23 protein-coding genes and 1 other RNA gene are annotated in these 21885 nt (G+C 32.1%); 18 read left to right on the top strand and 6 right to left on the bottom strand.

Translation table 11 applies throughout. From position 1 onward, the window contains the following. Nucleotides 1-459: 459 nt before the first annotated feature. From BM018_RS05735 to BM018_RS05765, 8 genes are all read left to right on the top strand, one after another. The gene (locus BM018_RS05735) at nucleotides 460-2031 is read left to right on the top strand and encodes a LysM peptidoglycan-binding domain-containing protein (protein WP_092319529.1); all 1572 of its coding nucleotides are present in this window, start codon (nucleotides 460-462) and stop codon (nucleotides 2029-2031) included. A 2-nt stretch (nucleotides 2032-2033) separates the two neighbouring features. Then, an RNA gene (gene rnpB / locus BM018_RS05740) (RNase P RNA component class A) lies at nucleotides 2034-2376 on the top strand. Between the two features lie 21 nt (nucleotides 2377-2397). Next, complete coding sequence (locus BM018_RS07640; protein ID WP_143280434.1) at nucleotides 2398-2721, top strand: hypothetical protein; 324 nt, start codon at nucleotides 2398-2400, stop codon at nucleotides 2719-2721. A 52-nt stretch (nucleotides 2722-2773) separates the two neighbouring features. After that, a complete protein-coding gene (gene gltX / locus BM018_RS05745; protein ID WP_092319531.1) occupies nucleotides 2774-4210 on the top strand; it encodes a glutamate--tRNA ligase in 1437 nt (478 codons plus the stop codon). Beyond that, nucleotides 4207-4503 (top strand): hypothetical protein, encoded by a 297-nt coding sequence (locus tag BM018_RS05750; RefSeq protein ID WP_092319533.1) that lies wholly within the window; start codon nucleotides 4207-4209, stop codon nucleotides 4501-4503. Before gltX ends, BM018_RS05750 begins: the two co-directional genes overlap by 4 nt. A gap of 59 nt (nucleotides 4504-4562) precedes the next feature. Continuing rightward, entirely contained in the window at nucleotides 4563-5615 is a 1053-nt protein-coding gene (prfB, locus tag BM018_RS05755; protein ID WP_092319535.1) for a peptide chain release factor 2, read from the top strand. A gap of 9 nt (nucleotides 5616-5624) precedes the next feature. Then, nucleotides 5625-6470, top strand: a complete 846-nt coding sequence (locus BM018_RS05760; protein ID WP_092319537.1) for a sugar phosphate nucleotidyltransferase — start codon at nucleotides 5625-5627, stop codon at nucleotides 6468-6470. Next, nucleotides 6470-7459 (top strand): GNAT family N-acetyltransferase, encoded by a 990-nt coding sequence (locus BM018_RS05765; protein ID WP_092319539.1) that lies wholly within the window; start codon nucleotides 6470-6472, stop codon nucleotides 7457-7459. Before BM018_RS05760 ends, BM018_RS05765 begins: the two co-directional genes overlap by 1 nt. On the opposite strand, the gene BM018_RS05770 is transcribed toward BM018_RS05765, so the two are convergent. Continuing rightward, entirely contained in the window at nucleotides 7439-8125 is a 687-nt protein-coding gene (locus BM018_RS05770; RefSeq protein WP_092319541.1) for a purine nucleoside phosphorylase YfiH/LACC1 family protein, read from the bottom strand. The two genes, BM018_RS05765 and BM018_RS05770, sit on opposite strands and share 21 nt — an antisense overlap. 110 nt (nucleotides 8126-8235) lie before the next feature. Here BM018_RS05770 and BM018_RS08165 point away from each other — a divergent pair, with 110 nt between their 5' ends. The 5 genes from BM018_RS08165 to BM018_RS08075 all read left to right on the top strand — a co-directional run bounded on the left by BM018_RS08165 (nucleotide 8236) and on the right by BM018_RS08075 (nucleotide 11655). Further along, entirely contained in the window at nucleotides 8236-8367 is a 132-nt protein-coding gene (locus BM018_RS08165; RefSeq protein WP_268751014.1) for a hypothetical protein, read from the top strand. A 246-nt stretch (nucleotides 8368-8613) separates the two neighbouring features. After that, a complete protein-coding gene (locus tag BM018_RS05775) occupies nucleotides 8614-10149 on the top strand; it encodes a sodium:solute symporter family protein (RefSeq protein ID WP_092319543.1) in 1536 nt (511 codons plus the stop codon). A gap of 14 nt (nucleotides 10150-10163) precedes the next feature. Then, nucleotides 10164-11069, top strand: a complete 906-nt coding sequence (locus BM018_RS05780) for a dihydrodipicolinate synthase family protein (RefSeq protein ID WP_092319545.1) — start codon at nucleotides 10164-10166, stop codon at nucleotides 11067-11069. 66 nt (nucleotides 11070-11135) lie between these two features. Continuing rightward, nucleotides 11136-11231 (top strand): hypothetical protein, encoded by a 96-nt coding sequence (locus tag BM018_RS08320; protein WP_407640968.1) that lies wholly within the window; start codon nucleotides 11136-11138, stop codon nucleotides 11229-11231. Nucleotides 11232-11433: 202 nt separating this feature from the next. After that, nucleotides 11434-11655: a hypothetical protein gene (locus tag BM018_RS08075; RefSeq protein WP_092319547.1), complete on the top strand. Its 222-nt coding sequence runs from the start codon at nucleotides 11434-11436 to the stop codon at nucleotides 11653-11655. A 203-nt stretch (nucleotides 11656-11858) separates the two neighbouring features. Here BM018_RS08075 and BM018_RS05790 read toward each other — a convergent pair whose 3' ends face one another. Further along, complete coding sequence (locus BM018_RS05790) at nucleotides 11859-12542, bottom strand: N-acetylmannosamine-6-phosphate 2-epimerase (protein WP_092319549.1); 684 nt, start codon at nucleotides 12540-12542, stop codon at nucleotides 11859-11861. After that, a complete protein-coding gene (locus tag BM018_RS05795; protein ID WP_092319551.1) occupies nucleotides 12539-14014 on the bottom strand; it encodes a PTS transporter subunit EIIC in 1476 nt (491 codons plus the stop codon). The genes BM018_RS05790 and BM018_RS05795 overlap by 4 nt, the downstream gene beginning before the upstream one ends. A gap of 209 nt (nucleotides 14015-14223) precedes the next feature. Here BM018_RS05795 and BM018_RS05800 point away from each other — a divergent pair, with 209 nt between their 5' ends. The 5 genes from BM018_RS05800 to BM018_RS05820 all read left to right on the top strand — a co-directional run bounded on the left by BM018_RS05800 (nucleotide 14224) and on the right by BM018_RS05820 (nucleotide 18471). Further along, entirely contained in the window at nucleotides 14224-15702 is a 1479-nt protein-coding gene (locus BM018_RS05800) for a S41 family peptidase (RefSeq protein ID WP_092319553.1), read from the top strand. Then, on the top strand, nucleotides 15703-16521 hold the full coding sequence (gene accD, locus BM018_RS05805; protein WP_092319555.1) for an acetyl-CoA carboxylase, carboxyltransferase subunit beta: 819 nt from the start codon (nucleotides 15703-15705) through the stop codon (nucleotides 16519-16521). It abuts the gene before it with no gap. 4 nt (nucleotides 16522-16525) lie between these two features. Then, complete coding sequence (lptB, locus tag BM018_RS05810) at nucleotides 16526-17287, top strand: LPS export ABC transporter ATP-binding protein (protein WP_092319557.1); 762 nt, start codon at nucleotides 16526-16528, stop codon at nucleotides 17285-17287. A 62-nt stretch (nucleotides 17288-17349) separates the two neighbouring features. After that, nucleotides 17350-17676, top strand: coding sequence for a thioredoxin (gene trxA / locus BM018_RS05815; RefSeq protein WP_092319558.1), 327 nt, complete (start codon nucleotides 17350-17352; stop codon nucleotides 17674-17676). 9 nt (nucleotides 17677-17685) lie between these two features. After that, nucleotides 17686-18471, top strand: a complete 786-nt coding sequence (locus BM018_RS05820; RefSeq protein ID WP_092319560.1) for an enoyl-ACP reductase FabI — start codon at nucleotides 17686-17688, stop codon at nucleotides 18469-18471. Here BM018_RS05820 and BM018_RS05825 read toward each other — a convergent pair. The 3 genes from BM018_RS05825 to lptC are packed head-to-tail and all read right to left on the bottom strand — an operon-like array spanning nucleotide 18455 to nucleotide 20958. Next, on the bottom strand, nucleotides 18455-19276 hold the full coding sequence (locus BM018_RS05825) for a TrmB family transcriptional regulator (RefSeq protein WP_092319562.1): 822 nt from the start codon (nucleotides 19274-19276) through the stop codon (nucleotides 18455-18457). The two genes, BM018_RS05820 and BM018_RS05825, sit on opposite strands and share 17 nt — an antisense overlap. 10 nt (nucleotides 19277-19286) lie before the next feature. After that, nucleotides 19287-20324 carry an LptA/OstA family protein gene (locus tag BM018_RS05830; protein ID WP_092319564.1) on the bottom strand — a complete coding sequence of 346 codons (1038 nt, stop codon included), beginning with the start codon at nucleotides 20322-20324 and terminating at the stop codon, nucleotides 19287-19289. 31 nt (nucleotides 20325-20355) lie between these two features. Next, nucleotides 20356-20958, bottom strand: a complete 603-nt coding sequence (lptC, locus tag BM018_RS05835; RefSeq protein ID WP_092319566.1) for an LPS export ABC transporter periplasmic protein LptC — start codon at nucleotides 20956-20958, stop codon at nucleotides 20356-20358. Nucleotides 20959-21885 lie beyond the last annotated feature (927 nt).

Below are 21885 nucleotides of genomic sequence, written 5' to 3' on the forward strand. Positions count from 1 at the left end.
TGTCATGCCAATGCCTCAGTTTTTATTTCGATGTAGAAGCATCTCCTTTCGAAATATATTTCTTATGAAGACAAAAATATCGAAGAGGGAATAGATAAATTTTTAGCCGACAATCCCGAGCACAAGGATAAAGCCGCCATCTGGGCTGTCCTCAAGTATGTTATATGAAAAATACAAAAACAGGGAGTAAAGAAATATCTCTTTATAAACAATCCCTAACCAATGCTCAGGGGAGGGACTTTCTTTCCTAGAGCAGGTGCGTAAGCCTGCCGCTTAGGAAAAGGAATTTTCTTTAAAGTCTCAAATCAAACTTCTCATGACAGTTACAAAATTTGTATTTTATCTAATTATGACGAAATATTTGTTTTTTACAAAAAATAATAGTATAATATTATACATAATACTTTTGTTTTAGAGTGATGAATCCGAAAAGAAATATTATCAATCTATGAGGAAAATATGCGTATTTTATTCAAGACATTATTTGTGATTTTGCCTATTACTCAAATACATGCTAATATATACACCATAAAAAAAGGTGATTCTTTATGGAATATCGCAACTCAAAATAAAGTACCTCTTTCATTAATTCGGCAAGTTAATGATTTATATGATGATAAAGTTACAGTAGGTCAGACTATTTTTTTGCCTTCACGTATTACAAATTATACTGTCCAGCAAAATGATACATTAGATGGAATCGCAAAAAAATATAGAATTCCACTTTCATATATTATTACTTTAAATAACATTGCTGAAAATCAAGCAATAGAAGGTCAACTTTTGAAAATTCCTTTAATTGCTTCTAATATTACAATTACAGAAACTAAAAAGAATACAAACCAGTCTACCTCAAAACAAATGCGGAAAATCATTTATACTGTATCTCGGGGTGATACATTGAGTGGAATAGCAATCAAGCATAAATTAGGTGTATCAAAGTTAAAAGAAATGAACAAAAAACAAAATAATACTGTTTATATAGGTGAAAAATTAATTATAGGGTATAAAGATATAGCTCCTAAACCTATCATTGAATTACCTGTTAAAACTAATGTTATCATTCACGAAGTAGAAAAAGGTCAAACTTTAGGTGGAATTGCATTACGATATGGTGTTTCAGTACAAAATATTAAGACATGGAACATTAAAAAAAATGATACCGTATATCGTGGTGAAAATTTAAAAATACTCAAAATAGAAACACAACCCAAACCTATCAAAGAAACATCAAATAGTAAAAAAGAATCTACTACTACTATTATTTATACTGTTAAGCGTGGAGATAATTTATCAAGTATTGCTAATAAATTTGCTGTTTCTCCATCTCAAGTTAAAGTATGGAATAAAAAATCTGGAGATATGATTTTTGTTGGAGAACGTTTGAAAATTCAAATAAAAACTACTACTAAAAACAATTCTAACTCTAACCGTTTAGTTATTCATATTGTTAAACGTGGAGATACACTAGATAATATTGCTATATCATATAAAGTAAGCCGCGATCAATTGTTATCTTGGAATAGTAAAAATAATACACGTATTAATATAGGAGAACGTTTAAAGATATATATTCCTTCATCAAGTCAAAGTAAAAAGACTACATCATTTGTTCCAAAAAAGGAAGTTATTCGTGGTATTGATAGTTTGCGTTTTCAAAATATACCTCTTCCTATATCCTATGTTGATTTGAAGAGTACAACTCCTTCGGGACGCGGTGTTGATATTATTTTAAAATCACAGTCCACACTAATATCACCTACAGATGCTTTTGTAGAATATGCTGGGTATATCAATGCTTTGCAGAATGTTGTAATTCTTAAATTGCCTGAAGATAGAACAATTGTTTATGCTGGACTGGGTTCGCTTAATGTCACGGCAGGACAAAAAGTTGAGAAAGGACAATCATTAGGGATTGCAGGTATTAATACTTTAGAAGGAGTTCCCAAAATTTATATAGAAATGAGAGATAAAAATAAAATAGTTAATGCCTTGTATGCATATAAAGAATTAAAAAAATATAGTAAATAACAGTAGTATTGTGAGAAAACGCTCAAAAAGAGAGGAAAGTCCGAACCTTAAAAAACCAAGAAGCGGTTAAGAGCCGCCCATACATTATGTATGAGGGAAAGTGTCACAGAAAATAAACAGCTGTTAAAGCAATGGTGAAAAGGTGGAGTAAGAGCCCACCGCTTTCTTCATAAGGAGAAAGGCATGACAAACCCTTCTTAAGGCAAGGTCAAGTAGGTATTGATATTACTGGTTTTGTAATTAAGTACGGGTAGACCGCAAAGAATTTATCGGTAACGATAAATCAAGATAGATGTTTTCAGATCGATAGATCACAGAATTCGGCTTATGATCAATGCTACTGTTTTTTTTATTATGGAGGCAACTGTGAGTGTGCGCCCCTTAGATTGGGTAATGACAATTAGCCAATCTCAAAATCTGCAGAAACATGATCCTACTTCTATCACCAAGCTCCAACAACAATATGTACTCAATGAACAGAATCAAAAAAATAAAGAATCTGTTACTAAAATTCCTGAAAATAATCACAATGCAGAATCAATGGAGCCATTAAAAAATGGTATGCAAAATAACTCACAATTTTCTTCTCAACAATTTCAACAACATTTTCATCCACAATCCAACGAAAGTATTCCTGAAAAAGCAATACTTGATGACGATAATGGACGTAGTATTGATATTTTAGGCTGATTATGCTATGATTTCATAATAACAATATTATTATTGTTTTAAGGAAGTGTTTATGATTCGCACACGTTTTGCCCCATCTCCTACGGGTTATATCCATGTAGGGAATGTTCGTAGTGCTTTTTTTGCATGGCTTTTGGCACGCAGCAAAAACGGTAAATTTATTTTACGTATTGAAGATACTGATATTGAACGTTCCAGTATAGAATATACTGAGCGTTTATTAAATGACATGGAGTGGTTAGGACTTACATGGGATGAAGGCCCATGTGTTGGTGGCGAATATGGTCCTTATTTTCAAAGCGAGCGTCTTCCTATTTATCAGGAATATACTCAAAAATTGTTGAATTCTGGATATGCTTATAAATGTTATTGTACAGAACAAGAGTTAGCCACTGAAAAAGAGCAAGCTGAGAAAGAATCTCGTCCTCCTCATTATCAAGGGAAATGTCGCAATCTTACTGTAAAACAACAACAAAAATTTGAAACGCAAGGACGTACTTTTACTATTCGTTTTAAAGTTTTTGATGAGGATTTTATTCTGAACGATATCGTCAAAGGTGAGGTTATTTTTCCACGGGGTATGGTTGGAGATTTTGTTATTATGCGTGCTAATGGGATACCTGTATACAATTATGCTGTAGTGGTTGATGATATTACAATGAAAATTACACATATATTACGAGGTGATGAACATTTGTCAAATACTGTTCGTCAATTAATGATATACAAGGCCTTGAATTACAAACCTCCTCAATTTGGTCATATGGCTTTGGTTTTAGGAGAGGATCGAAAAAAATTATCCAAAAGGCATGGGGCTACCAGTATTGAAGAATTCAGGAATTTAGGTTATCTTCCAGAATCATTATGCAATGCTTTAGCCTTATTAGGATGGTCTAGTCCGACAGGTGAAGAAATTATGTCTATCGAACAGATAATAGAATTGTTTGATGTCAATAGAATAGCTCCATCTCCCAGTGTTTTTGATTTTAAAAGATTAGATTGGATTTCTAAACAAAATATTTTAAGTGCTGATCTAGATAGAATAGTAGATTTATCTTTGCCTTACCTTCAAAAAAGATTTAATAATTTACATGATCGATCATATATAAAATCAGTAATTAATATTGTTCGTGGTAGTTGTACGCACTTATCGCAAATTCCGGATTTTACAGATTATTTTTTTTCTGATGATTATTTTATAGAAGCTGAAGCTCAAAATATTCTATCTTCTACCGAAGCTCAAATTGTACTGAAATCATTTAGGAAATTATTAGAAGTAGAATCTCGTAATATTGATCAGCAAGTATATTCAGAACTGATTAATCATATAAAAGCAATAACTAACATAAATGGTAAAAAATTATTTTTACCGATTCGTGCTGCATTAACCGGAAAAATCCATGGTCCTGAAATTTTTTTAATAATTCAGATTTTAGATAAAAAAGAGACTCTAATAAGATTAACTAAATATATTAAGGAGTTACCATGATAAGATTTTTAATAGATATTGCATTATTAATAGCATTTTTGGGTATCGGTTGGATTGTTTATAAATTTTTACAATTTTTATTCTTTTTTCGTATTTGTGTACAAAGAACGATCTTTTGCATCAGTGGACAACTCAAAGCAGTTTTAGTCTTTTTATACGAATGGTTCCAAAAGATATTATCATATATCAAAGAATTGCTAAACAATATAGGGACAAATATTAAGAAGTTGTTTCGTTTAAAATTAGAAATTGAAAGTATTCTTAAAGAAGATCATATAATTTTACAAACTTAGAGGCTACATGGGAGCATTATTAGAAAAAATTTGTTTACTCGAAGTACAATTTCAAGAAGATTGGAGGTATCTTTGAGATTGATAAAACATTATTATCTCTAGAAACCTTAAAAGAACAAAACTATTCTCCTGAAGTTTGGAATGAGCCAGAAAAAGCACGTAACATTGCTATTAAAATTGCTGATTTAGAAAAATCTGTTAAAGAGTGGATAAATTTAAAAAATCAGATTCAGGATTTAAAAGAATTTATTATTTTAGCTGAAGAAGAAAATGATGATAATATACTTATTTCTTTGGAACAAGAAACTAATACTTTACAAAAACATCTCAATCATTTAGAAGTAGAAATTTTACTACGAGGTGAAATGGATATTTCAAATGCTTTTCTTAATATTCATCCTGGGGCAGGTGGAACTGAGTCTCAAGATTGGGGTGAGATGTTATTACGTATGTATCAACGCTGGGCATCAAAAAAAGGGTTTGAAGTAGAGATTATTTCTCTTGAAATGGGAGATGATGCAGGAATTAAAGATGCTACACTTTTAATAAAAGGCAGATTTGCATTTGGCTATCTTACTGCTGAAAATGGAATTCATAGACTTGTAAGACTATCTCCTTTTAATGCTCAAAATAAGAGACAAACATCTTTTTGTGCTGTAAGTATTTCTCCCGAAGTAGATGATAAAATAGAAATTGCTATTGATGAAAAAGATCTGAGAATTGATACTTTTCGTGCCAGTGGAGCAGGTGGTCAACATGTAAACAAAGTATCATCAGCTGTCCGTATTACACATATTCCCACAAATACAGTAGTTTCCTGCCAAGCAGAACGTTCTCAATTCCAAAACAAGGATAATGCAATGCGTATGCTCCGCTCAAAGCTTTATGCATTGGAACGTAAAAAAAGGGCACAAGAATCTGCGGAAAAATCTTTAGACAGAAAATCTGTAGAGTGGGGTAATCAAATTAGAAGTTATGTATTTCAACCATATACAATGGTCAAAGATCATCGTACACAAATCGAAAAAACTAATATCCAAGCAGTTATGGATGGGGATCTTGATGATTTTATTATAGTATGGCTAAAACAGCATAAAATTAAAAATATATAGGAATTCATTATGAAAGCATTTATTTTTGCCGCAGGATATGGTACAAGAAATCTTCCGATCACTAAATCTGTGCCAAAAGAATTATTTCCTCTCTACAACAAAACAGCATTAGATTTTATTTTGGAAGAATGTGCAGAAGCTGGAATTTATGAATTAGTTATTTTAACAAGTAGTCGAAAAGTCTTATTAGAAAATTATTTTGATCGTGATGTAGAATTAGAAATATCTCTTACAGAATCCAATAAAATTAAAGAGTTAAATCTTTTACATTACACCGATCAGTTTAAAGTATCTTTTATCCACCAGCAAGAAATGAAAGGTACAGGTCATGCTCTTATTAGTGCTGGATTTTTACTAGATAAAGAGCCTTTTGTTGCATTTTTTCCTGATGATATAGTGCTTCATACACCAGGAGGTGCTTTGCAAGTCCTTAATCTTTATAAAGAAACTCGATGTTCTGTATTGGGTGCACGTGAAGAATATCATAATATTTCTGCCTATGGAGTTATTGAAAGTATAGAAAAAAATAACGTTTGTTATGTAACAAAAATTGTGGAAAAGCCAAAAGCAGATGAAGCTAAATCTAATTTAGTTTCAGTAGGTCGCTTTGTATATACTCCTGAATTTATGGATGCTTTGAAAACTGAATATATGTCTCACAAGCAAGGAGAATTTTATCCTATGGGAGCCATGATGCAAATGGCGAAAGCAGAAAAATTAGTAGTAAAAAAACTACTAGGACAGGTTCTAGATACAGGTAACCAGGATTCTTATTTGAATGCTATACTGGAATACGCATACACTACTATTGAAGGTAAAAAAATCATTGATAGTTTTATTAATCGATTATCATAATGGTTACGATTCGTTTTTTCACCCCAGATGATTTATTAGCTGTATGTGAATTAGCTACTTATTTTGAATTGTCTCCTTACCAAGTTGATCCAGAATTTAGACAGTTATCTACTGTTAAAGTTCCATTTCTTATCACACATAACCTTTCAAATCCTGATATTATTACTCTAATAGCAGAAAATGATGATAAACAAGTAATAGGATTTATTTCTTTTGTTTTTGAAAAAAATATGGTTCAATTTTTAGAATCAAATTTTCAAAATAAAGATCTATTTGCATCCATTTTGTTTCTATCTGTTAATCAGAAATATCGTTGTCAAGGAATAGGGAAATTATTACTAAAATCTTGTCTTAAATATCTAAAAGATCAAGGAATTTATTATATTAGAATAGGAACAGATTATGGTAACTTCCAAGCATTATCTTTGTATCAAAAAGTAGGCTTTAAACTGAGTATGTTATGGCATATATATAGAATTTATAAGAAAGAATTGAAATATCAATCTTCCAATATTTTTAAAGATTGGAAAAATTGTGATGATTGGTCTGAAAATCCAGAAATATTTTTACGTCGTAGACCAATTCCATGGTATTATGACCCTCAATCAAGTAAACAACAAATCTATTACTATATTTTAGAACGTTTTGAAGAACAATTAAGTACGAAGAAATTAATTACAGTTCAAAAGCAGATAAACAATAAATCATTGGGCATTATTCTACAAAGAGATATTTTTTTGGAACAAGGTTATCAATTGAAAGGATATATTTATCATATTACAGATCTACTTGAATCGCCATCACGAGGAGAATTTTTATCAGAGTTTCTAAAAGATACTTTTTTAGAGCTTCCTAATTTATTAATGGCAGAAATATGGATACCATCGCATGATTATTTGAGTCAAAAAATAGTACAAAAAGCTGGCATGAAGTTTTGCTATGGAGGTATTTCATTATTTCTTAATTTGTTAAATCATACCGATAAATGATAAAATTCTTTCAGAATGACCATTACGATGTGAGTAAAATAAAGGTTCATTGTTCACAACAGAGCAATAAGTGCAATAATTACTTAATTCTATTTGATCACAAGGTATCCCTAATTGAATTAAATTTTTGATCAAAATGGATGGCATATCCAGTGTTTTTTCATGTTGAGATAAACCAAATGAAGATAAAATATCTGAATCCAATGAATAGCATGCTGGACAAATGTGAGGACCTATCAGAATATAAATATCTTTAAGCTGAATATCATACTGATTTTTTATGCATAATAAAGTTTTATTAGTAATTTTGTTATGTAACCCCTGACGTCCACTATGTACGAGACCTATTATTTTTGCTTTAGGATGATAAATAAAAATAGGCATACAATCTGCAGTAAGTATTCCTAGTAATTTTTGAGAACATGATGTAAAAAAAGCATCACCTTCTCGAGGGAGTTTAGATATGTCTGCATTAATTACTATATCTGAATGAGTCTGTGAAAGAAGCAACAAATGATCAAAACCCAGTTCTAATGAAAATTGGTTACGTTTAAGATAAATATTTTCATGTTGAATTTGAGAATTATTTAAAGCAAAGTTCCCAGAATTTTTAGTGGTAGTTCCAACAATTAAATTAGGAAATTTTTCCCAAAATCTAATATACATACAGTACTCCTCTATTAAATTGTAATCTAATAGAGGAGTACTGTCAATTCTTAATAAAAAATAAATTATTTTCTCTTTATCTATTGTAAAATTTAGAAATTAAGTATATAATGATACTGTTAAACAATGAATTTAAGGTAATTATGAAACGCATGAATGATAATATTTTAGTAATAGGGGCAGGAATTGCAGGTCTTCTAGCAGCTCAATTATTTACTCAAAAAATTATTCTGTTATTGTAAATTACTGTATCACACATAGGAAGTGGTACAAGTTGTTTCCCTCTTAAAGAGTACTTTAGGTATTCAAGTAACCAGCACATCATATCAAGAATATGAAAATCCAGTAGGTTATGGTATATTAGCAGCACTTGATCCATTCAAGTTAATCATTGAAGATATGATTAAACAAAAACAAAGTACAGGATCTTATTATCGTGAAGACTTCAAAAAGATCTGTTAGAAAAATTCTCTGATAGGAGGTATATTATGCAATGGCATGTTGTCAATTGGATCGTTATTGCTTTATATTTTATTGGCATAATAACGATAGGTGCTTTTTTTTCAAAACGTCAAAAAAGCTCTCGTGATTATTTTACTGCAGGAGGACGTGTGCCCACCTTTGTAGCAGCTTGCAGTATATATGCAACAATGCTTTCTTCATTATCTTATATTGCTATTCCAGCTGTTGTGTACCGCACTAATTGGACAAATGGAATCGCTCCTTTAGGTATTACAGTGCTTGTAGTTACAGTAGCTTATATTTTTGTACCTTTTATTAGACGTCTAAATATTACTACTACTTATGAGTATCTTGAAATTCGTTTTGATAGAGGATTAAGGACCATTAGCGCTGTGACTTTTATTCTTTTTCATATTATCCGTATTGCTGTTGTTATCTATTTGCCTACACTTGCATTAATGACTGCCTTACCTAATATTAATCCTACATGGCTAGCTCTTATAGCGGGACTTTTTTGTGTTGCTTACACATCTGTAGGAGGTATTGAAGGAGTAGTTTGGAGTGATTTTATTCAAACAATAGTATTATTATGTGGAGCGGTTGCTGTGATTTGGTTTGGATTTAGTGCTGTTCCAGGAAATATATGGGATGCATTTTATATCTTAAATGAAGATAAGAAGATGTTTCCTCCTGAAACAATGCAATGGAATTTATCTACTTCGACAATTTGGGTTGTTTTGATTGGTTCCTATTTTAGTGCTATTTATAATTATATAGGAAGTCAAGATATTGTGCAGCGTTATACTACTGTAAAAAATCTTAAAGAAGCTCAAAAATCTCTTTTAATGAATATACCTCTTCTTTTAATGAGTGTTATTATTTTTATCGGTATGGGATCATCAATTTATCTTTATTACAAATTTAATGGACCGGTGCCTGAATTAAGCCGTCCTGATGCGATTTTACCATTTATGGTCATCACTGCAATGCCCCGTGTTTTTTCAGGACTTGTCATTGCAGCTATCTTAGCTGCTGCACAATCAACAATTTCTTCATCATTAAATTCTGTAGCTACTTGCATTGTATCTGATTTAATTGTACCTAATAAAAAACTTAGTGACTATCAAAAATTAAAATTAGGAAAATATTCCAGTTGGATCATTGGAATTATTGGTACATATTTTGCGCTAGTATTTCTTAATGCTAGACAGAATAATATGTTTCTTTATATACAAACAATTACCGCTATGTTAGGAGGACCAATAGCAACAGTGTTTTTAATAGGAATATTTTTTAAACGAGCTGGATCACCTGCAGCTTGGATTGGTTTTTTTACATCCGTAATGCTATCTTTGATATTGACAAATCCATTAAATATAATTAATACATTTAATGCTTCTTATGTAGCTCCCAAACTCTATGAATTTTCTTTGCATATTATTATTATAGGAGGGGGTTTATTAGCAGGTTTTATAGCAAGCTTTATTCCCTCAAAAATTAGTGAAGAACAAATTATACCTCTGACCATTGAAGGCTTAAAAGATATTTCAGATATTAACTAATAGGAGAAAATTACATGTTAAATAAATATAAAGGAATATTTCCAGCATTTTATGCGTGTTATGATGATCAAGGTAATATTTCACCAGAAAGAATCCATAACTTAGTAGAATTTTATATTTCTAAAGGAATTAAAGGACTCTATGTAGGAGGTAGCTCGGGAGAATGTATTTATCAAACATTCGATGAAAGAAAAATTGTCCTTAAAGAAGTAATGAAAGTAGCTAAAAATAGACTTATCATAATTGCTCATGTAGGGATGCCTAGTACAAGAGATAGTATTATATTAGCAGAGTATGCTAAAGAATGTGGGGTAGATGCTTTGTCATCGATTCCTCCTATATATTTTCCACTGTCTGATCAATCAGTAGAGGAATATTGGGGCTCTATTGCTGCAGCCACTGACCTTGATTTTTTTATTTATAATATCCCACAATTCACTAATTATAGTCTTTCAAAACAGGTATATCAGAACTTGTTAAATTATCCTCAAATAGTAGGAGTAAAAAATTCTTCTATAGATGTTTTAGATATCATAACTCAAAAAATGTATGCTACAAAAGAAGTTATTGTATTTAATGGCCCAGATGAACAGTATCTGGGAGGCCGCATCATGGGTGCTGATGGTGGAATAGGCGGGACATATGGAGTTATGCCGGAATTATACCTTAAATTAGAAGAATTATTTATTTCTGGCAACTTGGTAGAAGCCCAAAAACTTCAAATGGCTATTAATGAAATTATTTTTGAATTATGTGGATTTTCAGGGCATATGTATTCGGTTATTAAAGCAATTCTTAAATTGAAAGGAATAAATATAGGAACAGTACGAGCTCCTTTAATGTCTGTTAATATTTCGGATCTTGATAAAATTCAGAAGTTAAGTGAAAAAATAGAATATACTGTTTCAAAATTTCAATAAATAGGAATACAACAATTAAATACTTCCTGTTGGTAAATACAATATTTGTGAGGATTTTTTTATATTATTCAAAAATATCAAACAAAAAATTCGGTTGGTTGGGAAGCTCATAAAAAATATATTGATATACAAATAATTTCTTCTCCGGAAAGAATTATTTGAAGTATCTAGAATTGATTCTTTAACTCCATTAATAGCACATATGATGAATCAAAAAATTTAATTGAATTTAACGGACCTACTCAATTTTCATTAATCATGAAAAAAAAGATAATTTGGTGATCTTATATCCTTATGATGCTCAAACCAGGTCTTAAAAGCTCCTCAGATACAATATCAACAGTAAAAAAATGTTTATACATTCTTGAGCGAAGAAGCTAAAACTTTTATTTCACATCTTTCTAAGCATGATTTGTATAGTTCTGCTTCGCTTGGTGAGAATTTTAAAGTAACTATTGACCAAAATATTGGTAACGTTACTTTCAAAGAACCTAATAGTGCAACCTATGGTGGAAATCTGGCATTTCATAATACTCTAAATGCGACTAAAGCAGTATATGAGATCAAAGGTTGTGCTACATTATAAAGATACCACTACAAGTGGTAAGGAGAAATATAATTTCACAAGTAAATAGTCCTGCATCGTTAAATATTTCTCCTACAACTGGAGAATAGCATGGTGCTTTCTATCCGAAGACCCAATCAAACTAATTACAAATGAAAGAAACTGCTCTAAATTATTAGAGAAATTTCTTTAATTATAAAATTAAATATTCTTAATTTTGCAAATCAGGAAGATATTGCAGCAATAAATTTTTCTGTTATTTCTAGAGGCCTAGTAATAGCTCCTCCCACAACGACACACCAAGCTCCAAATTCTAAGCATTTCCGTGCTTTTTCTGGAGTATCAATATTGCCTTCAGCAATCACTGGTTTGGAACTTAACTTTACCACCTGTTTAAAATAATCAAAATCATTATCAGCAATATTACAGTTTTTTGTGTAATCGGTATAACCATAAAGCGTTGTACCAATACAATCACAATATTCCATTGCTAAAAGTACATCTTCTTCATCAGCACAATCTCCCATAATTAGAACATTCGGAAATGTTTCCTTTATAACTTGTAAAAATTCTTGAGTAGTTAATCCGTCGGGACGGATACGGCGGGTTGTATCAACAGCAAGAATATCTACATTAATATTAACTAATGCAGTTACTTCTTTAAGTGTTGGAGTAATAAAAATAGGATTGTTATCATATTCTTGTTTAATAATTCCAATAATCGGTACATTTACTTCTTTGCGTATCGCTTCAATATCTTCTACTGTATTAGCTCGGATACCTTTTGCTCCTCCCAAAACCGCAGCCAACGCCATTTTTGACATAATAAAAGAACTATGCAATGGCTCATGTGGTAATGCTTGACAAGAAACCACTAATCCTCCTTTTAGGGAATCTAAAACATTCATAAAGCTTCCCCTGAATTTTCGAGTATATTATTGATTCTTTGTTTTAGAGGATCAGCCATAGCTCCAAAAATAGCTTGTATACTGTTATGGACTTCTAAAACCGCGGTAGCTCCAAGTGATTTTTTTTCTTGGTTTACTTTTGATATATTCTTAACATTTACTCTCAAGCGTGTAATACAAGCATCTACATCATCGATATTTTCTTTTCCTCCAAGCGCAGCAAGTACATCAGTTGCAGTTTGCTGAAGTGAATCTTTAGTGATGACTCTTATTTCTTCCGAATCAAGCTCGCGTCCAGGAGTCATAATATTAAAAACTTTAATCAGATATTTAAAACTAAAGAAATAAAGCATAAACCAAAAAACACCAACAATCGGAACCAGTATCCAATTAGTTGTTGTATTACCTTGAAGAACACCGGGAAGCAGAAAATCTATAAGACCACCCGAAAATGTATTTCCAATAGAAATATTAAGAATATCCGCAACAAAGAAAGAAAACCCATCAAAAAAAGCATGCAAAATATATAGCAAGGGAGTAACAAATAAAAACATAAATTCTATTGGTTCTATGATGCCGGTAATAAATGAAGTTGCAGCTGCACTCAAAAATAATCCTGCAGTTTGAGCTTTTTTATTGTCTGCTACTGTTGGCAACCCAAATATCATAGTGCCAAAACGTCCTACAAAAAATCGTTTACCTTCAGTAAAAATTCCGGAGTGATTAGGGTCTGCTAATTGAGAAAAAAAGATATTTTGTGCCCCGATGACAGTTGTTCCTGCAACTTGTTCTACTCCACCTAATTCTGTCAGCCAAAACAAAGGATAAATCATATGATGAAGTCCAACAGCTCCCGTTAATCTTAATAAAAAACCATATAAAAATGGTCCAAAAGGTCCAAGCTTAGCAATATACCGACCTGTATTGATCAACCCACTTTGGAAAATAGGCCAGATCAAAAAAAACAAAAATCCTACGACCATTGCTGCAAAAGAAGAAACAATAAGCACAAAACGCAATCTACTAAAAAATCCTAAAATGCTAGGAAGTTGGATCTGATGAAATCTATTGTGAAGGTGTGAAACCAATAACCCCATAACAATAGCTCCGGTCACTCCGGTATCGATAGGGTTGCCGTCAGGGTTAAAGGCAGCAATCATTCCTTTAATAGAAGTGTTCATTACCAAAAAGGCTGCAGCAGCAGATAAAGCAACTGTCCCTTTGTCTTTTTGGGCAAGGCCAATGACGATTCCTATGCATAATAGAATAGCTAAATTAGCAAAAATAGTTTCCCTGGATGCAGCCATTACTTTGAAAATGCCTTGTAGCCAAAACTGGTTTGAAAACGAGCATTGTCCAATAATATTTGTATTGGACAATGCTCCGCCAATTCCTAATAATAACCCTGCAGCTGGCAGGACTGCTATAGGTAACATAAATGATTTTCCAATTTTCTGAAACTCTTTAAACACCATTTCCTCCTACTGATTAATACACAAAAAGTATAGCACAAATACAAAAAAATACAAAAACTTTTTGAACAATAATTTCTTTTTTAATATTTATATTATAAAGTTTTTAAAGATTGGCTTAATAAATTTTTTGATGTAAAAATAATGAAACTTTATCATTGACATTCATAAAAAAGTGGTTTAAAATATATCTTATACGGAGATCGATCATGAATAAATACTTTTCATTTAAATATAAAATTATATTTGTCTGTTCGCTTGTTATAGCATTTTGTTTCGGGATTATTTTAGGAAATTTTAACAAAGATACTGCTAATGGTAGTTTATTCGGTAATGAATCGACACGTGATGAAGGATATTTTCGTTATTACAATATGTTTCGCGAAACATACAAAATCTTACAGAATGAATTTGTTGATCCTCAAAAAACTGATGCACAAACATTATTAAGCGGTGCTATCAAAGGTATGCTGCAATCTACAGGTGATCCTTATACAGATTTTCTTTCACCTGAAATAGCAAAAGAGTTCACTGTTAATATCCAAGCATCCTTTTATGGAGTAGGGATTCGGTTAGATAGTCGTAATGGATTAACTGTAGTCGCTCCAATCGCAGGTACACCTGCTGCAGAAGCCAGTATACAACCTGGAGACCAAATTATTGAGATAGATGGTACCAGTACAAAAGATATGACTTCATTAGAAGCAGTAAATCTTATTCGTGGGAAGTTGGGAACTCCTGTTTCGCTTACACTTTTAAGGCCTGGAGTTCTTCAAAGTTTTACTGTTACATTAAAGCGTGCTAAAATTGAAATTAATACTGTTGAATATACGGTTATTACCAATGGTGTAGATAAAATTGGTTATATAAAACTCATAGAATTCAGTGAACCTACAGCTAAGGAATTCGAAAAAGCCTTAAAAGATCTGATAAAACAAAACCCTACAGCCTTAATTCTTGATGTAAGGAATAATCCCGGAGGACTTCTAACTAGTGTTGCTTATATTACAGATCTAGTACTTCAAAGAGGACTTATAGTATATACGAAAGGACGTACCCAAAATGAAAATTTCGAATATCGGGCCACTCCAAAGAATACTCTTTTAAAAGAAGATCTTCCTATTGGTATTTTGATTAATCAAGGCAGTGCATCAGCATCAGAAATTTTAGCAGGAGCCCTGCAAGATACTAAGCGAGGAATTATTATTGGAAAAAAAAGTTTCGGCAAAGGCTCTGTACAAAAAACTCGTGAATTACCAGACCATTCTATATTGAAATATACTGTAGCAAAATATTATACACCAGCTGGGAAAACAATTGAAGGTATTGGATTGGAACCAGATATTGAAGTGGATATGTGGTTTGATACATTAGATGAGAGAGAAAAAACAGCTATTATACAGCTTCAATTAACCAATTTAATACCAGAATTCTTGAAAACTAATAATACACCTAATCCGGTCGATCTCACTAATTTCTATTATCTTTTAACAAATGAAGGATTTATTATTAAATTTAATTCAATGAATTCTTTGATTCGCCAGCACCAAAGAATTAACTCTACTGATGTATATGATTTGATATCTGATAATCAATTACAAAAAGCAATCCAAGCAGTAACAAAGGATTTTTCGCAATATAAAACAAATGTTCAATATTTCGAGACGATTGTAGAAAAGGACAAGTAAATGAATTGGTTAAATAAAATAGGGAAAAAAAATAAAAATGACAACTTATGGTATAAATGTACTGAATGTAATCATGTTGTATCTATAGAGGATTTTGAACAAAATGCTTATGTATGTGAAAAATGCCATTATCATCAACGAATCACCGCATACGAACGTATTCAACTACTTCTGGATGCAAACAGTTTTGTTGAAACAAATGCAGATTTATTATCTGTTGATATGTTGAATTTTTTTGATGGTACAACATATTATACAAATAAACTAAAAGAATCCCGACAGAAAAATGAACTTAAAGATGCAATTATTACAGGGAGGGGTAAGATAAATAATCTTCCTGTCCATATAGCTGTGATGGATTTTGGCTTTATGGGTGGTAGTATGGGATCAGTAGTCGGTGAAAAAATTACACGAACAATTGAAGATGCCACTAAAGACCAAACTCCTTTAATTATTGTATGTGCATCAGGGGGAGCTCGTATGCAGGAAGGTATTCTTTCGCTTATGCAAATGGCTAAAACAGCAGCAGCATTAGGGAGATTTTCTGAAGCTGGTGGTTTATACATTCCTGTGCTCACAAATCCAACTACAGGAGGGGTAACTGCTTCTTTTGCAATGCTTGGTGATTTTATTTTAGCGGAGTCAAAAGCATTAATAGGGTTTGCTGGACCACGTGTCATTTCGCAAACAATCAAACAAAAACTTCCTGAAGGCTTTCAAAGAGCTGAATTTCTGCAAGAACATGGATTTGTCGATATTGTGGTAGATCGTATAGACCTAAAACAAATAATTGATCAACTTATTACGTTTACGAATTGATTTTATGAGTATCCAGATAGAAAATGCTCCTTCTTATAACTTATCCGGGTTGACAGCAAATAATCTTCGAAAATCTTACGGAAAAAAATTAGTTGTTCAGGGTATTTCTTTATTTGTTCAGCCTGGTGAAATTGTTGGCCTTTTAGGCCCAAACGGAGCTGGTAAAACTACTACATTTAGTATGTTAGTCGGATTATTACGTCCCAATGAAGGGGAAGTTCTTTTGGATGGTGAAAATATTACACGTTTTCGAATGTTTCAACGTGCACGCAAGGGTATTGGGTATCTTCCTCAAGAATTGTCAATCTTTAGACGTCTGACTGTAGAAGATAATATTCGAGCTGTTCTTGAAATTCGAGGACTTGAAAAAAAAGAAATTAATGATACAGTAGAGAATCTTTTAACAGAATTAGGATTACATCGTGTGAGAAAGCAATTAGGATATACCTTATCAGGAGGAGAAAAAAGGAGATGTGAGGTAGCAAGAATTTTAGCAATTAAACCAAGATTTTTATTAATGGACGAGCCTTTTACTGGCATTGATCCTATTGCTATTGCTGAAATACAGCGATTGGTACTTGAATTGAGAAGTAAATGGGGATTAGGGATTCTCATTACTGATCATAATGTTCGTGAAACTTTAAAAATAGTAGATCGAGCTTATATTTGTTATGATGGTAAGATCCTAGTCAGTGGATCAACACAAGATCTAATAGAAAATGAAGAAGCACGCCGTACATACTTAGGTAGTGATTTTACTATGTAAAAAATTTGATTTTTAGAGTTAAAATATATTATTATTTAATCATACAAAATAGGAGAAGTATTATGTCAAATTTAGTATTAGATGTTAACGATAACATATTTCAAGCAGAAGTAATCGAATCAGAATTGCCCGTACTTGTAGATTTTTGGGCTCCTTGGTGTGCACCATGCCGTATGGTTGCTCCTTTTATCGATCAAGTGGCTAAAGAATATGAAGGAAAATTGAAAGTCGTTAAATGCAATATTGATGAAAACCCAAAAACCCCTTCACAATACAGTGTGACCAGTATTCCCACATTATGCTTATTCAAACAAGGTCAAAACGTACAAACTAATGTTGGTGCATTACCTTTAGCCCAAATAAAGGCATTTATTGACAAAAATTTATAAGGAGTACCTATGCTGTTGAAAGGAAAAATTGCTTTAGTAACAGGGGTTGCTAATGATAGATCTATTGCTTATGCTATTGCAAAACAGTATAGAGAGCAGGGTGCTATTGTCATTTTAAGCTATCAAGGTGAAAAACTTAAAGAAAGGGTTCAATCTATTGCCCAAGATTTAGGAATTGAGCATATTTTTGAAGTTGATGCTACTGATCAAACACAAGTAAAAAATATGTTTGAAGAAATTAATAAAAAATATAATGGACTTGATATAATTATTCATTCTATTGCATTTGCTCGAAAGGAAGAGCTTCAAGGTGGAATCTCTGAATCGTCGGAAGAAGGGTTTTTATTAGCTCAGCAGATATCGGCTTATACTTTAATTTCATTAGCACGTTATGGAGCCCCTTTAATGGAAAAAAGAGGTGGAGGTTCTATTTCTGCACTTACTTACATTGGTTCGACACGTGCTATGCCAAACTATAATGCAATGGGTGTTGCAAAAGCATCTCTTGAGGCTATTGTACGTTATTTAGCCCTAGAATTAGGGCATAAAAATATCAGAGTCAATTCTATTTCTCCCGGTCCTATTAATACGCTTGCAGCAAGAGGAATTACAGGATTTAAGGATATGTATAAAGGGGCACTAGATAGCCAGCTGATTAAAAGAAATATTTCTCCTGAAGATGTTGCAGGAACTGCTGTATTTTTAGCTTCTGATTTAAGTACTATGGTAACAGGAATGATTATTTTTGTTGATGGAGGATTTCATTGTGGTACTAGCTTTAATCTTGAGCCTTAAGAATATCTAAAATTTTTTTATCTTCCTCAAAAAGATAAAGTGATAATTTTGTTGAATCCATAACCTGCATAAGTCGATATAATGATATTTTCATTTTTATGAAATCAGTAGTTGTTTCTACTTGTACGGGACGCATGCTTTGTGATGCTTTTCCTTCATCCATATCTGCAATAATAGAATATTTTTGATCTATACTAAATAATATTCTATCGTCAGGTATGAAATTATAAACTATCGAATCTTTGATCATAAAAGAATATATTTCTGCTCCAGGAACAATAATAGAACGGTAAGAAAACCCTATGACTTTAATCCCTGACGCAACTTTTTTTGATAAAACATCTATCAAAGGCTTTGTATATAGGCAATTATTAACATAAAAAAAAATATTTTTTTTTGCCTTTTCAATCATTTCTTGAATATTTGATAAAATAGTATCTCGACCTATAATATTCCAAAAATCATCATTTTCTACTTCTTCATCTTCATTTTGATATTGTTTTAAATCCTCGATTAAGGAATATTTGGCATCAGTAAAACGTCTTTCCAAGCTAGACAAAAAACTATCCGGAGATATAGGGCTATATTGTTCCGGGTTGGATTTCACAATACGTACGCCTCCTTTCTCTGCAAGTCTTGCTAACATTTCATAGACTACTGGTCGCAATATTCCACTATCTTTTGCGAGTTTATAGCCTGTTACTGGATGATTTTTTAATAAAGCAACATAAACTAATGCTTCATTTCTACTTAAGCCTAGTTCTTCAAAACGATTAACAAAAAAATTAGGATCTTGATTTACCATTTTTCATCCTTTATTGGGTTAATCTATCAAGAAATCCGCGGCCACCGCCTAAAATTTCCATATTGTTTGAATCGATATTAACAATAATTTCGGTACCAAATAACTGAGAAGAATTTTGTTCCAGTCTCGGGTTACCCAACATACGTATTTTATTTTCCTTACCGCTATACAAAGCCCATCGAGAAAAAGCTTTTTGGCTTTTATCTCCTTGCAAAGTGATAACATCACCTAAGAGACTACCTTCTTGAGTTTCTCGATAATACTCAATCACATTTGCATGTGCAATTGTTTCTTGTTCATGAAAATATATTGAAGGTTCATCCGTAGCTCGAAAAAATCCGTTTGTATGTCTATAAGTAAGGAACTGGCTTAATAAAGTAAACCGATCCACTTTGCTTATAGCTTTTACGTTACCAATAGCTGTGTAATAATCTAAACTTCCGTTTTTAAATTGGACATTTAATCGATCTGTAGTCAAAATTTGTTCAGAAGTTTCTGCCTGTACATCTCCCGATACGATCATTCGGTCTTTTTTTGTCCAAATTTGAGCTTGCTTGCCAGAAATCAATGTTTCTCCATCGTCAATTTCAATGTTGCCTTGCACGTGAATATAATATTCGTTAGGATATACTGTAATAATTTTTCCATTAATGCGGGTAGAAATAAATTCACTTTGCTCCACTAAAATTTCGGGGACTTTTCTTAAAATAATTTTTTCTTCTTTTGCATAATAAGTACCTTCTTGAGCTGACATGAAAATTCTATCATTGATATCTGCAAATCTTAAATTACCGTAAGCATAACCAATACCTTTATTTTCATCATAAATCATTATATCAGAAACAAATATAGTAGGGCCTCGACTTAGGGTAGGACGCTTTCCATAAGCAGTCTCAAGAAATAACTGATTTAATTTTGCTTTAAAATTGCTCTTACCTGCAGAGATAGCAACAGGTAGTGTTATTTTTTCACTACTAGAATTGCCAAATAAAGATATAGAAACCGCAACGTAAGAAAAGTAAATAAAAAACTTATATAATTTTTGCATTATTCTTTAATATTTCAGTTAGTAAAAACCATTAATCTGTAAATCCCTGTTCAAAAAATTCCATTTCCATTTCGATATTATTGGATAAAGTATTATTTTCATTACGATCACCTACTTCAACCTGCCCTATAGAATTATCTAATTCAATATTATTTAATTCTGAATCAGTTACCATATTATAGCCAAGAATTTTTTGTGTCGGCCGTATAAAAGTTACTAATTTATTTGTTTCAGAGAAAAATAATTTACGTCCTTGATCCCAATACACTTTTTCTGTTATGAGTTGGCTTTGGTTGGACGACAATATATATACTTCTCCTTCTGCCTGCAGATTGCGGGAATTTTGATTAACGATTCCTTTGTTTGCAATCAATACAGATTGTATTTGATTACTTTCTGAAAAAAATGTCATTGTCAGATTGTATAAATAAACTGTATTATTATCTTCAAAAATTTTTGCTTGTGCTGATTTTACTTCCCATTCGCGATAGCCGGAGTCTTCCGTAAATGCATACACAAAATCTTGCATGATAACTGATGGCAAATTCCTTTTTTCTCTATCATTTCTACCCAATTTAACACCGCATGAATTGATACTTATCAGTGTCAAAAAGAGCAATATTTTATTAAACATATATTATGTAACCTTAATAATGTTAAATATTACGTATTATAAACTAAAATTTGAAATATATCAATTTTTTACTAAAAGGGGATCCTGCTAGCTGCAACAATAAAAATATTAGAGTATGTGTGAAAATTTCTAATTAAAATTTTAATTATTGATAAAATAAAGAAATAAATTCTATAATAAATTTCAGTAAAAAATATTGATTATTCCACTAAAAATATCACAGTAAACATGAAGTTTTGGAAATACAAAAAAACGAAGAAATTATTGATATCCTAGACTATTAAAAAATGAGTACCCCGTGCACTGCTCACGACGAGCATAGGCATACGGGGTACTCATGTGTTCATGGGGGTAGGGTGCCTTATAAACAAGCATAAAAAACAGAATCGATGCAGCGCACCGTTACCTAGAAGAAAGCTGGGGAAGTCAAAATTCATTAGCACAAGCGGTGGAATCTCGGGTTCGACGTTGGACAACGTTTTAGAAGAGAAATATGCCGACTCTTATGAGGAAGTGCTCTTGAAAATCAAAGACGAGATGAACCACACGGAAGAAAAAGAACACATCTGCTTCAAGGCTCCATAGTTTGTGGAGACTTCTATCTCGAAGAAGATCATTCGGGGCTTTGAACGACGCCGCAGGAGTCAGTGTTCCCTGGATTACGGTGCTTCACGGCGACAGCGGCATCGGAAAAACTGAATTTCTTGATTCGCATAGTCTAGATATTATTAGAAGAATCCATGATCACTGGTCGGGGTACCCCGATTGTATCATAACTTGGTGGCATTGCAGAAAGGTTTCGAGCAGATTACCAACAGCATGTAAAAAGTTCGTCCACTCCTGTATTCCGAATTAAAGGAGAAATAAGATGAAAATAATAGAAAATATAAGAAATATGGAAGAGTTGAAGGAAGGGACTAATGTTTA

The organism is Brevinema andersonii (genome assembly GCF_900112165.1).
Taxonomy (GTDB): Bacteria; Spirochaetota; Brevinematia; order Brevinematales; family Brevinemataceae; genus Brevinema; species Brevinema andersonii.

Bases quoted from the DNA above. Each gene is read 5' to 3' on its own strand.
- BM018_RS05735 (WP_092319529.1), top strand. From the start codon at position 460: ATGCGTATTTTATTCAAGACATTATTTGTGATTTTGCCTATTACTCAA.
- gltX (WP_092319531.1), top strand. From the start codon at position 2,774: ATGATTCGCACACGTTTTGCCCCATCTCCTACGGGTTATATCCATGTA.
- BM018_RS05750 (WP_092319533.1), top strand. From the start codon at position 4,207: ATGATAAGATTTTTAATAGATATTGCATTATTAATAGCATTTTTGGGT.
- BM018_RS05760 (WP_092319537.1), top strand. From the start codon at position 5,625: ATGAAAGCATTTATTTTTGCCGCAGGATATGGTACAAGAAATCTTCCG.
- BM018_RS05765 (WP_092319539.1), top strand. From the start codon at position 6,470: ATGGTTACGATTCGTTTTTTCACCCCAGATGATTTATTAGCTGTATGT.
- BM018_RS05770 (WP_092319541.1), bottom strand. From the start codon at position 8,125: ATGTATATTAGATTTTGGGAAAAATTTCCTAATTTAATTGTTGGAACT.
- BM018_RS08165 (WP_268751014.1), top strand. From the start codon at position 8,236: ATGATACTGTTAAACAATGAATTTAAGGTAATTATGAAACGCATGAAT.
- BM018_RS05775 (WP_092319543.1), top strand. From the start codon at position 8,614: ATGCAATGGCATGTTGTCAATTGGATCGTTATTGCTTTATATTTTATT.
- BM018_RS05780 (WP_092319545.1), top strand. From the start codon at position 10,164: ATGTTAAATAAATATAAAGGAATATTTCCAGCATTTTATGCGTGTTAT.
- BM018_RS05790 (WP_092319549.1), bottom strand. From the start codon at position 12,542: ATGAATGTTTTAGATTCCCTAAAAGGAGGATTAGTGGTTTCTTGTCAA.
- BM018_RS05800 (WP_092319553.1), top strand. From the start codon at position 14,224: ATGAATAAATACTTTTCATTTAAATATAAAATTATATTTGTCTGTTCG.
- accD (WP_092319555.1), top strand. From the start codon at position 15,703: ATGAATTGGTTAAATAAAATAGGGAAAAAAAATAAAAATGACAACTTA.
- lptB (WP_092319557.1), top strand. From the start codon at position 16,526: ATGAGTATCCAGATAGAAAATGCTCCTTCTTATAACTTATCCGGGTTG.
- trxA (WP_092319558.1), top strand. From the start codon at position 17,350: ATGTCAAATTTAGTATTAGATGTTAACGATAACATATTTCAAGCAGAA.
- BM018_RS05820 (WP_092319560.1), top strand. From the start codon at position 17,686: ATGCTGTTGAAAGGAAAAATTGCTTTAGTAACAGGGGTTGCTAATGAT.
- BM018_RS05825 (WP_092319562.1), bottom strand. From the start codon at position 19,276: ATGGTAAATCAAGATCCTAATTTTTTTGTTAATCGTTTTGAAGAACTA.
- BM018_RS05830 (WP_092319564.1), bottom strand. From the start codon at position 20,324: ATGCAAAAATTATATAAGTTTTTTATTTACTTTTCTTACGTTGCGGTT.
- lptC (WP_092319566.1), bottom strand. From the start codon at position 20,958: ATGTTTAATAAAATATTGCTCTTTTTGACACTGATAAGTATCAATTCA.